Genomic DNA, 12,180 nt, shown 5'->3' with positions numbered 1-12,180 from the left:
TCAGACCTCCTCAACGGTCACGAGGTGGCGCACGACGTTGATCAGCCCACGGTTCTGGGCGTTGTCCTCGCGGACCACGGTCTTGCGAATACCACGCAGACCGAGCGTCCGCAGACTGTCCCGCTGATTCTTCTTGGCGCCGATCGAACTCTTGATCTGGGTCACCTTGAGATCTGCCATTACTTGACACCTCCGGCAGCCTGAGCGCGCGCACGCAGCATGCCGGCAGGGGCGACGTCCTCGAGCGAAAGGCCACGGCGAGCCGCGACCTCTTCCGGACGCTGCAGCTGCTTGAGGGCAGTAACAGTCGCGTGCACGACGTTGATGGCGTTGTCGCTACCGAGCGACTTCGCCAGAATGTCGTGGATACCGGCGCATTCCAGCACGGCACGAGCCGCGCCGCCGGCGATCACACCGGTACCCGGCGAGGCCGGACGCAGCATGACCACACCGGCCGCCGCCTCACCCTGAACCGGGTGGGTGATGGTGGAGCCGATCATCGGGACGCGGAAGAAGTTCTTGCGAGCCTCTTCGACACCCTTCTGGATGGCCGCGGGAACTTCCTTGGCCTTGCCGTAGCCGACGCCGACCAGACCGTTGCCGTCACCGACGATCACCAGGGCGGTGAAGCTGAAGCGCCGACCACCCTTCACGACCTTCGACACGCGGTTGATCGCGACGACCCGCTCGAGCTGGTTCTTCTCGGCGGCGCTGTCGCGACGGTCACCGCCGCCGCGACGATCGCCGCCGCCGCGGCGGTCGCCACGCCCGCCCTCGGGGGCGCTGCCATTCTGTCCGGCGGGTCCGCTGCCGCCGTCACGCCTCTGACGTCCCGGCATCAGACGTTCCTTCCGTTCGTGATCAGCTGAACGCTCAGCTGTGTGTCCTGGATGCTCCGCAGGCTACGCATCAGAATTTCAACCCACCTTCGCGAGCGGCATCGGCCAGTGCGGCGATCCGGCCGTGGTAGTCGTGGCCACCACGGTCGAACACCACGGCCTCGACACCGGCGGCCTTGGCGCGCGCGGCGATCAGCTCGCCGACCTTCTTGCTCTTGGCCGACTTGTCGCCTTCGACCGCGCGCACGTCGGCCTCGATGGTCGACGCGGCGGCGATCGTCTTGCCGACCGAGTCGTCCACCAGCTGCGCGTGCAGGTGACGCGAGGACCGGTTGACCACCAGGCGCGGACGCTCGGTGGTGCCCTGGACCTTCTTGCGCAGACGGAAGTGACGGCGCGTCTTCGACAGCCGGCGCGTGGTGGACACGTCCTTGCCGAGCGGGATGCGCTTGGCCTTCTGGTTTGCGGTTTGCGCCATGATCACTTACCCGTCTTTCCGACCTTGCGGCGAACGACCTCGCCGGCGTAGCGGATGCCCTTGCCCTTGTACGGGTCGGGCTTGCGCAGGCCGTGGATGACCGCCGAAATCTGGCCGACCTTCTGCTTGTCGATTCCGGACACGGAGAACTTGGTGGGCGATTCCACCGCGAAGGTGATGCCCTCGGGCGCCTCGATCGGCACCGGGTGGCTGTAGCCGAGGGCGAACTCGAGGTTCTGGCCCTTGAGCGCGACGCGGTAACCGACGCCGAAGATTTCCAGCTTCTTCTCGTAGCCCTGGGTCACCCCGACGATCATGTTCGACACCAGGGTGCGGGTCAGGCCGTGCAGCGCGCGGCTGCGGCGCTCGTCGTCCGGGCGGCCCACCTGGAGCTGGCCGTCTTCTTCGGCGACAGTGATCGGCTCGGCGACGGTCAGCGACAGGGCGCCCTTGGGCCCCTTCACCGAGACGTCCTGGCCGTCGATGGCGATATCGACACCCGCCGGGATGGCGATGGGCTTCTTACCAATACGCGACATTTTGTCCTGACCTCCCTTACCAGACGTAAGCGAGGACTTCGCCGCCCACGCCCTGCTTGGCCGCCTGCTTGTCGGTCAACAGGCCGGAGGACGTGGAGATGATCGCCACGCCGAGGCCGCCGAGCACCTTGGGCAGGTTGGTGGATTTCGCGTACACGCGCAGACCGGGCTTGGAGATACGGCGCACGCCGGCGAGGCTGCGCTCGCGGCTCGGGCCGTACTTGAGGTCGACGACGAGGCTCTTGCCCACGGTCGCGTCCTCGGTCCGGTAGTCGGCGATGTAGCCCTCGCGCTTGAGGATCTCGGCGATGTTCGCCTTGAGCTTCGAGTGCGGAGCCTTCACCTGATCGTGGTACGCCGAGTTGGCGTTGCGCAGACGTGTCAGAAAGTCTGCGATCGGATCAGTCATGGTCATGGTTCGACCTAGACACCTTTCTCGCCGCGGTTCCCATACAACGCCGCCATACACATCGGTATGCGCGACCGTGGGCCTACGACAATTCGGATGGTCCGGCCGGCACTTGCCGACCGGATAAGGTATGCACCGCCTGAGCGCACGCATGCGGACATGGGGATGCCCAGGCAACCGCTCTAGTGTAGGCAACGGCGTCACCAGGACAAAATCGGGGTCTCGCGGCGTCCGCCTCCTCGCGGCATCGCATGACCAGCAGAAACAACTCCTGACCCGGCTAGCATGGGACCATGTCGAGTCCAAGCATCGAACGACCCGACCTCCCCGAGTTCATGACCTGGGAGGAGCTCGAACAACTACCCGAGGAGATTGCCGGGCAGATCGAACTGTGGAACGGGCGGGTCGTCTGGCTACGACGCGGGCCTGCCGAGCATCAAGAGTTCACCAACCTCCTCTGGAGCGGACTGCGCCGATGCGCCCGTGAGGATATGGTCACGGACCCGAAGCAGTGCTGGCGCGTCCACACCGAGACAAACATATTCTTCGGATCCGGAAAGTCCGATTTCGTTACACCGGACTTCCTGGTGCACCGCTGCCTTCCAAAGCCGTACCAAGATGTTCGTGCAGCCGATGTACTTCTGGTCGGCGAGGTCCTTTCTCCGTCGAACACCCAGACCGACATGTACGACAAGCAAGCGCGCTACGCCAAGGCGGGCATCCCCTGGTATTGGGAGGTGACACTAGAGCGCGCGGCGAGCACCATCGCGGTAGTCCGCGCTTTCGCACTGGAGACCACCCATGGCGAACTCCCACCCGGCGTACACCCCCTGCGAAAGGCCAACTATCTCGTAACCGGCGAGTGGTCACCGAAGGATTCCGACGCGATCACGATCGACTTCCCGTTCCCGATCCACATCCCCTGGTCCGAGCTCGAGTTCTGAGTTCCACCAGTGCGGCATAGCGTTGGCAAGCCCAGGTCCGAGACTCACCCCCGGGCAGGCCGCTCGTATGCCACAGTGCTCATATGCCTCTCCAGCGCACCATGGTCTACGCCGATGCCGACGATTTGGCCGTCATCAAAGAAGCAGCAGCGCGGAACGGTGTAAGCGAGGCCGAGATCATCTGCGACGCAATACATTTGGCCGCGCTGCGGATGCGCCGCCGATCGAGGCCATTGCGTCTGAGGCGTTTCGCGAGCGGTGATCCCACCCTTGCCGAACGCGTCGAAAACCTCCTCGGCGACGATTCGGACGGCCGATAGCCAAGCGTCACGGTTCGCGGTAGAGGCGTTCGCGGGCCATGGCGGCCAGCACGCGGTTAATTTCGAAGGTAGGGGTCTTGAAGCTGGCAGAAGCTTTGTCATTGCGCGCGGATTCGGTGCGTCGGATCGAGCAGTTGCGCGCACGTATCGTGGGTAGCGCCCGCTTTCAGGAAGGCGAGGAGCCTTCCGAAGACGCGGCGGCCCTGCTCGCCGAGGCCGGCGAGGTGCTCGGTGACTACGAAACGTTGATCCGCCGAATCAATCGCACCAACGCCGCCGCGCAGATCGGCTCGGACGGCACGCTGACGGACGCGCTTGCCCGCCGGGATGCGTTGCGGCTGCGTCACTCCGTGGTCACCGCTGCGGCAGACGCGGCCGCAGGCAAGAGTCAGGGCGGATACGCACGCCAGCTACGATCCGAATTGAAGATGCTGTCCGCTTTGCCTGTCGCCGAGCTGCGCAGGCAGGCTGATGACATCGCCCGCGAACTTCGCGAACTCGACGTGCGAATCCAGCGCTCCAACTGGGAGGTCGACCTGCTGGACTGACACGCGAGGTGGAGCAGGTAGTTTTCGCGGAGGCGTGCACAAACCCGCTGGGCCGACGGGTTGATCGGCTCTCTCCTGGCGCACGAAGGGCAGTGCGAGGGTTCGATTCCCTTTGTCACAATTCAGCCCAGCATCGCGCACAGGTGACCGGGAACAGCGCACAGCACACGACCATGTGCAGATCCGTGACGACGAGGGCGGGTAAGGGGCACTCCACTTCAACACATACGAACGACGGCCCTCACCCGGCAAGAGCCGCGGCCGCTGCCTTCCTTCCTTCACCGGGGCCTGTCGCAGTGGGCGACAGTCACATCATCTCGATCGTCGGCGCCGATAGCGTACTCGGAATATCAAGATATACCGGGATGCCGTTGTGCCCATGACGAATTCGCCCGATCATTTTCTCCCTGTCGACTACTCAGGGCTCCCACGATCTCCCCCCGGGGAGGCGCCGAACCGATGTGGCCTTCGTTCGCCGACCCCGCGACTATTCCGATCACATGAGCGCGCGGCGGGTCGGGTGACGGCATTCCACTCCAGGTTGGCAATACCCAATCTGGGCCGAATTACCTTGCTACACAATCGGTTCCATGTTGTGGTTAATGTCACAGAAGTTGCTGGCCGATCTTTTCGAACGCTAATAATGGTGCGTTCACATCACGCGATACGACGTTCGATTCGTCCACGTCGGGGGTGGTCGGGGGTCGGGAGGGAGAATGAATTCAATGTTCCATCACGCTGCAGTACGGGTCGGCCGGAGGGCGCTCATCGGTGCGCTGCCGCTGGTCGTGGCGACTACGTTCGCCGGTGCCGGAGCAGCATCGGCCACCAACTACGCCGATCAGCAGGCGCAGCTGGCCACGGCGATCTCCACCTCGGGCACGTCCGGGGACGTCGGCTACCACACCACGGTCGCGCCGGACCTGAAGACGGTCTCCACCACGCTGGATGCCGGCACGTTCCAGCTCGGCGAGACCTCGATCAAGGTCGTGGACAAGACCGGCGCGCCGGTCACCGAGCTTCCGCGCACGGTGGCCACGCCGTCCGGTACCGCCATCGCCCTGGATGCCAAGGTGTCCGACGACGGCCGCACGCTGTCGGTGACGACGCCAGAGGTCTCGGCCGCGACGGGCGCGGAACTGAAGGACATCGCGACCAATCCGCAGGCCCAGTACCCGGATCCGGTCATGAACGGTGCGGCCGCGGGCGCGGCCGGCGGTGCGATCGCCGCCCTCATCACCTGCATTCCGACCCTGGCGATCTTCATCGTCGGCTACGGACTATGCGCCGTGGTCGGCGTGGTGACCACCGCCATCCTGGGTGCCGTGATCGGCGCGGTCGTAGGTACGGTCGCGCCCGACGTCATTCCGCAGGTGCTGCCCTGACAATCAGCGATTGACCTGCTGAGCTGAAAGACCGAAAGGCGCTGCGGCGGAATAGATCCGCCGCAGCGCCTTTCTCATGTGGCGCGAACGAGCTTTCCCCGACACGAGCAAGCGTGCGGCCCAGAACTATTCGAGAAAGAGCCGCTCACCGGGCAGTCTCGCCAATCCGGTTGCGCTGCCTGGAATCACAGCGATGTAGTCGGCAGGGCGGGCTCTGCGCCACTCCTTGATGAATTGCATCGCCGCAGTGCGGCAGGCGGCAAAATCCAGGCCGACACCGTCGAGCGCAACGCGCAGATGAACGTCGGGCTCGTGCGGACGCGGCGTGCTCACAGCTTCGGCTCCTGCTGGCCGTCTGCTTGCGGAATCCGCAGCATCACCCGGCCACTGACGACTGCCGCTGCCATGGCGTTGAACCCGTCCCAGTGCCGCACATGGTGCAGCACCTGGTCTTCGGTAATCCCGCCGGGTTGCCGCTCCTCGCGACGGCACCGGACGAAGTCTGCGGTGAGCAGGCTGACCGACTCGCCGTACGAGTAGTGCGTCTGCTGGGCATCTGGATCGGGCCGGCATCCCGGTCCATTTACTGCTACGAGCATGGCTTCGACATATCGATCGATGGCCCAGATATGCAGGTCCATCAGATAGGCGAGCCGACGGCTCATCGGACGGCCGGGCTTGCCGCTCTCGTAGTGCTCCACCCACACACCGAGCAGCCCGAGAGCCGCCACCATCAGCGCGTCCGCAGGCTGCGACCGGCCATTGAAGATATCGAAGAACGCCCGAGTGCCGGGCAGCGAGATTCGCGAATCGGAGGTCACGCCAATCCCGCCTTCGGCGCGGAAACGTTTGCGATACCGAGCAAGGACAGGTCGATCGCACGCGGAGGCAGGCAGCGGCCGATCGCGGTGACCACCACTGTCGCCGAGGGCCGGAAGCCATCCCGGGGCAGCTCGACCCAATGGCGCACCGCAGGAGGACGGTCGGCCGGAGACGGCAGCGCGATCACCCGGCCATGGCCGTATACCGCGATGCCTGCGCGAAACAGCTGGGCGAAGACCGCGGCGGATTCTGGTAAATCGGGGCGCACGAGAAAGACCCAGCTCTGCGATCGCGGGTACGACACAATCGGCCCCGTCGCATATTGGTGCCGCCGGAGTTCCTCGCGTACCTGATTGCCGAGATGCGCCGCCATGCCCAGCCCCCACACGCTTCCGGCCGGAACCGTGATGCGTCCAGTGTGCGGGTCCACGCCTGCGGCGAGCCCGCCGACACGACGATAGAACGCACATCGCGTCACTGGAGTATCTCGAAACGCGCTTTCCTGCATGATGCTCCCCTCCGTCTAATGTGTTCGCAAGCACGCCTTTTCGCGGACAATCTCACCGCTGCGGCCCGGCAATGCCTTACTCGTCCGCCTGACACACGCACAGCACACCAGCCGCAGCACCGCTGCATCGGCTCGATCCGAATATTCAGGACAACTTCTCCGAAAGCCCATGACGGCATCGAGTTTTGGGGTATCAATGGATGCAGTTCAGACCGAGCGCTGAATTCATCTACCCGGGGGAACGACAATGACCGAAACGGAGTCTCCGACACTGCTGCGCCGCCAGCTCGGCCGATTCCTGCGCGAAGCGCGCGAAGGCCGAGGACTGACGATCGCAACCGCCGCACAGGAGGTTCAACTCAGCTTCAACGGGTTACAACGCCTCGAAACCGGCCGCGCGGTGAAGCCGCGCCGCCAAGACGTGCGCGAGCTGTGCATGCTGTACGAGGTGGACGCCGAGCAGACCGAACAGGCGGTCGGGTTGGCGTCCCGGGCAGCGACGGCAAGAGACGAGGACGGCATCACGCCCTTGGGCGGGCTGTTCTCGGATGCGTTCAACATGTACGTCGGCATGGAGCGGTCGGCCAGACAGCTCACGTCCTATCAGGAACTGATTCCAGGTCTCGTGCAGACGGCGGACTACGCCCGGGCACTCATCCGCGCCTTCCACCGCAACGGTTCCGCGGACGAGATCGAACACAGTGTTCAGCTTCGGATGGCACGCCAAGCGGCAGTCACCCGCAAGGCCAGACCGCTCGAGGTCGAGATACTGCTTCATGAATCGGCATTGCACCGCGTCATCGCCAGTCCTCGGGTGATGGCCGCTCAGTTGCGACACCTCGCCGATACGAGCACAAAGCCGAATGTCACGCTCCGCGTGCACCCCTTCTCTGCGGGCTCGATATGGGGCCTACCAGCAGTGCCGTTCGTTCTACTCCGGTTCGGAACAGATGCTCGAGGCCGGGAGATCGAACCTCCGATCGTGTACCTCGACGGGGCGATGAGCAGCGACCTCTATCTGGAGAAACCAGAACTCGTCCAACGTTACGATGAATACGCCGGTGCGGTCAGAGAGACCGCGCTGGATGAGACGAGAACCCGAGACCTGCTCCGGCAGGTGGCAAGGAGTCATGACGGTGGCCGTTGACCTATCCGGCGCTTGCTGGTTCAAGAGCAGCCGAAGCGAGACCAGCGGTCAATGCGTCGAGGTAGCCCATCTGGACGGCGGCGTGGTCGGTGTCCGTGATTCCAAGAACCCCACCGGCCCGGCACTGACCTTCACACCCGGCGAATGGGACACCTTCATCGCCAGAGCCAAGGACGGCGGATTCGACCGCAGCTGAGTGCAGCTCTGCCCCTGCGGCCCATTGGCCCGGACAGCAAGGGGTGGAGATGCTGCCAGCCAATCTATCCACAGCGCGCTGATTCAAGAGCAGCCGAAGCGAGACAAGCGGCCAGTGCGTCGAAGTCGGCGCTTGCACCATCACCACAGCCCGCTGCGGTGAGGACTTCACCGCTTTTGGAGGGCGTCAATGTCATGGCCGGCGCGATCGTGGTTCATCAACCATCAGCGGCCGAATCGTTCGCGTCGCTCGAGACGGTGGCGGGACTGTCCACGGACGAGATAGCCCGCACCTTCCTGATCCCGTCCGCCACGCTCGGATAGCGGATCTCGCGGGCGAAGAAGACGTTGGTCGGATGCTCGCCGCGCTCGCACCCGACGAACCGGAGCCCCACGCACTGGTGGCGCTGATGGAGGTCCAGGCGTCCCGGCGCCGGGCCGAACCGACGCCGACGGGGTCCCGAAGCCGAGGACCGACCCAGCGCAATCGGTTCGCAACGCATAGCATTCGGGACATGCACCGTGGCAGCTGGTTCCGTGTCCTGCTGTGCCTGGCCGTGCTCGGCAGTACCAGCGGATGTATCGGGGCGGTGGACCGCGCGGATTTCGAGGACCAGATTCGAACACGCGGCGGCGGATTGGTGAGCGCCCTGCCGCAGGCCGCGATCGCCGCGCTGGCCCAGCGCATCGGCGCCAGCGACCCGGAGGTGAACGTTATCCTCCTCACGGCACCGAACTCCACCCAGTTCCGGCTCGTGCTGAACAACCAGCCTGCCCAGGTGACCAACTTCCTCGCCGGAAGCGATTTCACCGCCCGTGAACCCACTGTCCGCCTGCGTGTCCGGCCGCCCGGTCTGTCCCGCGTGATGGACGACTACTCCTTCACCCTCGGCGAGCTGAGTGCCCCACGCCCCGTGCGGATTTCCTCCTTCGATGACCTGGACGGCGAGAACTTCACGACCAGCGAGGTGCCCGGCCTCTCGCGTATCGAAGACATAGTCGACACCGCCCGCACGCGTAGCGAAATCCCCGACGGTCAGGTCACCGCCATCGTGGTGAGCCGCTTCGGCCGCGACATCCGCATCGTCACCAACGTGGTCTCTGCCCGCTCGGAGGTGGTCGCAGAATTCGACCGCACCGGCGTCTTCCTCCGAGCCCAGCAGGTGTAGCCGATGTCCCGTGTAGTGACAAGCCTCTCGACCGGCCTCGTCGTCGGTGCCTTCAGCATCGTCGTGCCCGTCGCCATCTGGCCCGGCGAAGCGAAACTCACCGCGCCCCTGTTCTGTTCATCCCCGGCCACCGAACCCATGGTCGTCTCCGACACCTTCCACGACTCCGAAGGCACCTCCACCAACTACACCCTCTACTGTGTAGGCGACCACGGAATTCTCACCAACGAGGGCTTCGCCCTCCCCATGCTGGTGATGCTCACCGCGCACATCGTGATCGTGACAACCCTGGTACTGCTCGCCACATTCTTCAAAACCAGGACAAAGCCCGTGCGCGATCGGCCTGTTCGAGGTCCCCTTCAATCAGAACCGAATCCGCACATCAGTACTGAAGACTATTTCGAACACTGACCCTCTGGCGGACGCGAAATCGAGAACTACCGCTGCGGATCACTGTCGCTCCATATCCGGACCTTCCCCAATCCCCCTCGATGTAGTAAACTCCATCGGCACTGGTCAAGGAGTCGCTGCTAGCCTGATTTATTTCGATCCGCCCGCCGATCAAATCACTGACCATTACCAGAGTTCAACAGGTCTTCGAGCTGACCAATTCCATCATGAACCGGACCGCACGTATATTCTTTTCCAATTTTCCTAGCCCGCTCTAGTATCGGTATTTCCTCGAATATCTGCAACTCCCGAAGGCGGCATGCAATGTAATCGGCATCGGGATCGTCACTGCGGCGGCCGAGAACACTTAGGACCGCCAGAAGCCCGTCCCGTCCACCTTGACGTACAAGCACCTCAGCCGCTTCTTGCTCGACGGCTGTATCTTCGTCATCCAGCAATACGGAAAGCGTACTGAATTGAGGTGCCCAATTCCCTCCGGACAGTGACCCCTCGTAGGGTGGTTACGGGAAGCGAGAGGGAAATAGTTCGTGGGTCATCAGAGGAGAAAGTACTCGCCTGAATATAAGGACGAGGCTGTGAAAATGGTGCTGGAGAATCCCGGTCGGTCGATCGCGGCGGTCGCGCGGGATCTCGGGATCAATGAGGGAACGCTGGGTAATTGGGTCGCGCTGCACCGGAAAAAGCATCCGGTGGAGGACGAACCGTTGACGATATCCGAGCGAGCTCGACTGCGGGAGCTGGAACGTGAGAACCGCGAGCTCCGCATGACCAAGGATTTCCTGGAAAAAGCGGCAGCCTTCTTCGCGAGCCGCCAGCAGTGAAATACGATTTCATCGCCGAGATGGACGCGGAGAAGGCGTACCCGGTTGCCTTCATGTGCAAGAAGTTGAACGTTTCGCGGTCGGGATATTATGAATGGCGTGTTCGCCCGATCTCGAAGACCGAGAAATGGCGTGAGGATCTGAAGTCGATGATCGCTGCGATCTTCGATGACAGCCACGGCACCTACGGGCATCGGCGCATTCACGCCGTGCTGGTGGTCTCGGGGTATGCGGTGGACGACGACACCGTCCGCCGGCTGATGCGGGAGCTGGATCTGGTGCCCTGCCAGCCACGACCATGGCGGCCGTCGACCACCGAGGCCGATATCGACCACCGGATCCCGGACCTCGTACGGCGCGACTTCACCGCCGGCGCTCCGGGTGAGAAGTTCGTTTCCGATATCACCTATATCCGCACGGCCGAGGGCTGGCTGTATTTGGCGACGGTGATCGATTGCCATACGAAAATGGTGGCCGGCTGGTCGATGGCCGACCACTATCGAACACCGCTGATCGAGGCCGCACTCGATATGGCCGCCAATCGGGTCGATGTCCGCCCGGGCGCGATATTCCACAGCGACCGCGGCTCCAATTACACGAGTTACGACTTCGGCAAGAAGCTGAAGAAGATGGACATGCGTCAATCCGTCGGCCGCACCGGGGTCTGCTGGGACAATTCGATGGCCGAATCGTTCTTCGGTGCCCTGAAGAACGAATGGTTGCACCGGATGACATTCGTCACTCGCGACCAGGCCCGGCGCGCTATTGTGGAGTACATCGAAGTATTCTACAATCGGAAACGTCTTCACTCGGGACTTGGTTATAAGGCGCCACTACAGGTCCACGCCGATTACCTGAACCGGCAGTCAGCAGCATGAAATAACCCTTCAGGCAGCTGTCCGGAATCCGCCGGGCCCCTCAGAATGCCTCCGGGTCGGGAAGCAGCTGACCAAGCGCTCGTGCAGCATCACGCCTGACATCCCATTGGGAAGAATTAGATTCATCGAATGCTGACACCAGGCACCAACTCCCTTCGGTAATCAAGGTAGCTCATCCGGCCGCGCCGGACGCACATCCCTCTTTTCGCGGACGAAGATACGCCCATCCGGAGCTTGACCATGAGCCATCTCGACCACATTAGGAGTCGGCACCCCATTATGCAGCCGACCGGTCAATTCGACTCGCTTTATTCCTCGCCCATTTTCGTCGAGCTCCACATCTAACATGATCAATCAGAGATTCTGAACTGCGGATCACTGCCGCTCTATATCCGGACCTTTCCTCAATCCCCCTCGGTATGTTCCAGCCATCCGGTGACCGCGCCGATCGCCCTCGAGATCGTGGATTGGGAGGTGTCGAACCACTCCGCCAGCTCGACCTGCCGGTAGTTTCGACGCAAGTAGACCAGCGCTACACAGACATAGGTGAACAAGCCCAGTGACGGTGGGTGACCGATCCGTTTTCCCTGTTCAGCGGCGAATTCCTCGACTCGCTCGGTCAACTCGATGATCTCGTCCCGATCGAAATCGGTGATATGGTACATGCGCGGCGGTCCTGGTCCTGCGATGAAGCTTGTTGGTAGCTGGATTCTTTTCGCAGACCAGGCCGTCGCACCTGCTGACACGCCGGACACGAAACCCGTTGC

General features: G+C 63.2%; 19 protein-coding genes. 9 read left to right on the top strand and 10 right to left on the bottom strand.

The genetic code is table 11. The features are described 5' to 3' along the window. The 5 genes from rpmD to rpsH form a co-directional block, all read right to left on the bottom strand. Entirely contained in the window at positions 1-180 is a 180-nt protein-coding gene (gene rpmD, locus ACT86A_RS04780) for a 50S ribosomal protein L30 (RefSeq protein WP_039795559.1), read from the bottom strand. Further along, complete coding sequence (rpsE, locus tag ACT86A_RS04775) at positions 180-839, bottom strand: 30S ribosomal protein S5 (RefSeq protein WP_445090764.1); 660 nt, start codon at positions 837-839, stop codon at positions 180-182. The genes rpmD and rpsE overlap by 1 nt, the downstream gene beginning before the upstream one ends. A 70-nt stretch (positions 840-909) precedes the next feature. Continuing rightward, positions 910-1,317, bottom strand: coding sequence for a 50S ribosomal protein L18 (rplR, locus tag ACT86A_RS04770; RefSeq protein WP_445090763.1), 408 nt, complete (start codon positions 1,315-1,317; stop codon positions 910-912). A gap of 2 nt (positions 1,318-1,319) precedes the next feature. Beyond that, positions 1,320-1,856 (bottom strand): 50S ribosomal protein L6, encoded by a 537-nt coding sequence (gene rplF / locus ACT86A_RS04765; RefSeq protein WP_445090762.1) that lies wholly within the window; start codon positions 1,854-1,856, stop codon positions 1,320-1,322. Between the two features lie 16 nt (positions 1,857-1,872). Then, entirely contained in the window at positions 1,873-2,271 is a 399-nt protein-coding gene (gene rpsH, locus ACT86A_RS04760) for a 30S ribosomal protein S8 (RefSeq protein ID WP_445090761.1), read from the bottom strand. Between the two features lie 287 nt (positions 2,272-2,558). Between rpsH and ACT86A_RS04755 the strand changes: the two genes are divergently transcribed. The 4 genes from ACT86A_RS04755 (at position 2,559) to ACT86A_RS04740 (ending at position 5,462) form a co-directional block, all read left to right on the top strand. Beyond that, positions 2,559-3,209, top strand: coding sequence for a Uma2 family endonuclease (locus ACT86A_RS04755; RefSeq protein ID WP_445090760.1), 651 nt, complete (start codon positions 2,559-2,561; stop codon positions 3,207-3,209). 101 nt (positions 3,210-3,310) lie between these two features. Beyond that, entirely contained in the window at positions 3,311-3,529 is a 219-nt protein-coding gene (locus tag ACT86A_RS04750; protein WP_445090759.1) for a CopG family transcriptional regulator, read from the top strand. A 77-nt stretch (positions 3,530-3,606) separates the two neighbouring features. Then, positions 3,607-4,077: a DIP1984 family protein gene (locus tag ACT86A_RS04745; protein ID WP_445090758.1), complete on the top strand. Its 471-nt coding sequence runs from the start codon at positions 3,607-3,609 to the stop codon at positions 4,075-4,077. A gap of 725 nt (positions 4,078-4,802) precedes the next feature. Continuing rightward, the gene (locus ACT86A_RS04740; RefSeq protein ID WP_445090757.1) at positions 4,803-5,462 is read left to right on the top strand and encodes a DUF8020 domain-containing protein; all 660 of its coding nucleotides are present in this window, start codon (positions 4,803-4,805) and stop codon (positions 5,460-5,462) included. Between the two features lie 126 nt (positions 5,463-5,588). On the opposite strand, the gene ACT86A_RS04735 is transcribed toward ACT86A_RS04740, so the two are convergent. From ACT86A_RS04735 to ACT86A_RS04725, 3 genes are read right to left on the bottom strand one after another with little or no spacing between them, the layout of a single operon-like run. Continuing rightward, positions 5,589-5,795, bottom strand: coding sequence for a hypothetical protein (locus tag ACT86A_RS04735; protein WP_445090756.1), 207 nt, complete (start codon positions 5,793-5,795; stop codon positions 5,589-5,591). Continuing rightward, positions 5,792-6,283 carry a hypothetical protein gene (locus ACT86A_RS04730; RefSeq protein WP_445090755.1) on the bottom strand — a complete coding sequence of 164 codons (492 nt, stop codon included), beginning with the start codon at positions 6,281-6,283 and terminating at the stop codon, positions 5,792-5,794. The genes ACT86A_RS04735 and ACT86A_RS04730 overlap by 4 nt, the downstream gene beginning before the upstream one ends. Beyond that, on the bottom strand, positions 6,280-6,792 hold the full coding sequence (locus ACT86A_RS04725; protein WP_445090754.1) for a DNA-directed RNA polymerase subunit beta: 513 nt from the start codon (positions 6,790-6,792) through the stop codon (positions 6,280-6,282). Before ACT86A_RS04725 ends, ACT86A_RS04730 begins: the two co-directional genes overlap by 4 nt. A 247-nt stretch (positions 6,793-7,039) precedes the next feature. On the opposite strand from ACT86A_RS04725, the gene ACT86A_RS04720 reads away from it, so the two are divergent. The 4 genes from ACT86A_RS04720 (at position 7,040) to ACT86A_RS04705 (ending at position 9,714) form a co-directional block, all read left to right on the top strand. Then, positions 7,040-7,939, top strand: coding sequence for a helix-turn-helix domain-containing protein (locus ACT86A_RS04720; protein WP_445090753.1), 900 nt, complete (start codon positions 7,040-7,042; stop codon positions 7,937-7,939). Next, positions 7,929-8,135, top strand: coding sequence for a DUF397 domain-containing protein (locus ACT86A_RS04715; RefSeq protein ID WP_445090752.1), 207 nt, complete (start codon positions 7,929-7,931; stop codon positions 8,133-8,135). The genes ACT86A_RS04720 and ACT86A_RS04715 overlap by 11 nt, the downstream gene beginning before the upstream one ends. A gap of 514 nt (positions 8,136-8,649) precedes the next feature. After that, positions 8,650-9,303 carry a hypothetical protein gene (locus tag ACT86A_RS04710; protein ID WP_445090751.1) on the top strand — a complete coding sequence of 218 codons (654 nt, stop codon included), beginning with the start codon at positions 8,650-8,652 and terminating at the stop codon, positions 9,301-9,303. A gap of 3 nt (positions 9,304-9,306) precedes the next feature. After that, positions 9,307-9,714, top strand: coding sequence for a hypothetical protein (locus ACT86A_RS04705; RefSeq protein WP_445090750.1), 408 nt, complete (start codon positions 9,307-9,309; stop codon positions 9,712-9,714). Positions 9,715-9,869: 155 nt separating this feature from the next. Here ACT86A_RS04705 and ACT86A_RS04700 read toward each other — a convergent pair whose 3' ends face one another. Beyond that, entirely contained in the window at positions 9,870-10,151 is a 282-nt protein-coding gene (locus ACT86A_RS04700) for a hypothetical protein (protein ID WP_445090749.1), read from the bottom strand. A gap of 90 nt (positions 10,152-10,241) precedes the next feature. On the opposite strand from ACT86A_RS04700, the gene ACT86A_RS04695 reads away from it, so the two are divergent. Beyond that, positions 10,242-11,413, top strand: a protein-coding gene (locus ACT86A_RS04695; protein WP_445090748.1) for an IS3 family transposase whose coding sequence is annotated in 2 segments (ribosomal slippage) — positions 10,242-10,497 and positions 10,497-11,413 — 1,173 coding nt in all. Because the reading frame shifts where the segments join, the coding sequence is not laid out codon by codon here. A 404-nt stretch (positions 11,414-11,817) separates the two neighbouring features. On the opposite strand, the gene ACT86A_RS04690 is transcribed toward ACT86A_RS04695, so the two are convergent. Then, positions 11,818-12,078, bottom strand: a complete 261-nt coding sequence (locus tag ACT86A_RS04690) for a transposase family protein (RefSeq protein ID WP_445090747.1) — start codon at positions 12,076-12,078, stop codon at positions 11,818-11,820. Positions 12,079-12,180: the final 102 nt, after the last annotated feature.

Source organism: Nocardia glycosmidis (genome assembly GCF_052545115.1).
Note: the sequence above shows the minus strand (reverse complement) of the source record. Positions and strands in the feature narration are given on the sequence as shown.

Bases quoted from the DNA above. Each gene is read 5' to 3' on its own strand.
- rplR (WP_445090763.1), bottom strand. From the start codon at position 1,317: ATGGCGCAAACCGCAAACCAGAAGGCCAAGCGCATCCCGCTCGGCAAG.
- ACT86A_RS04720 (WP_445090753.1), top strand. From the start codon at position 7,040: ATGACCGAAACGGAGTCTCCGACACTGCTGCGCCGCCAGCTCGGCCGA.
- ACT86A_RS04725 (WP_445090754.1), bottom strand. From the start codon at position 6,792: ATGCAGGAAAGCGCGTTTCGAGATACTCCAGTGACGCGATGTGCGTTC.
- ACT86A_RS04710 (WP_445090751.1), top strand. From the start codon at position 8,650: ATGCACCGTGGCAGCTGGTTCCGTGTCCTGCTGTGCCTGGCCGTGCTC.
- rpsE (WP_445090764.1), bottom strand. From the start codon at position 839: ATGCCGGGACGTCAGAGGCGTGACGGCGGCAGCGGACCCGCCGGACAG.
- ACT86A_RS04690 (WP_445090747.1), bottom strand. From the start codon at position 12,078: ATGTACCATATCACCGATTTCGATCGGGACGAGATCATCGAGTTGACC.
- ACT86A_RS04755 (WP_445090760.1), top strand. From the start codon at position 2,559: ATGTCGAGTCCAAGCATCGAACGACCCGACCTCCCCGAGTTCATGACC.
- ACT86A_RS04750 (WP_445090759.1), top strand. From the start codon at position 3,311: ATGGTCTACGCCGATGCCGACGATTTGGCCGTCATCAAAGAAGCAGCA.
- rplF (WP_445090762.1), bottom strand. From the start codon at position 1,856: ATGTCGCGTATTGGTAAGAAGCCCATCGCCATCCCGGCGGGTGTCGAT.
- rpmD (WP_039795559.1), bottom strand. From the start codon at position 180: ATGGCAGATCTCAAGGTGACCCAGATCAAGAGTTCGATCGGCGCCAAG.
- ACT86A_RS04705 (WP_445090750.1), top strand. From the start codon at position 9,307: ATGTCCCGTGTAGTGACAAGCCTCTCGACCGGCCTCGTCGTCGGTGCC.
- rpsH (WP_445090761.1), bottom strand. From the start codon at position 2,271: ATGACCATGACTGATCCGATCGCAGACTTTCTGACACGTCTGCGCAAC.
- ACT86A_RS04740 (WP_445090757.1), top strand. From the start codon at position 4,803: ATGTTCCATCACGCTGCAGTACGGGTCGGCCGGAGGGCGCTCATCGGT.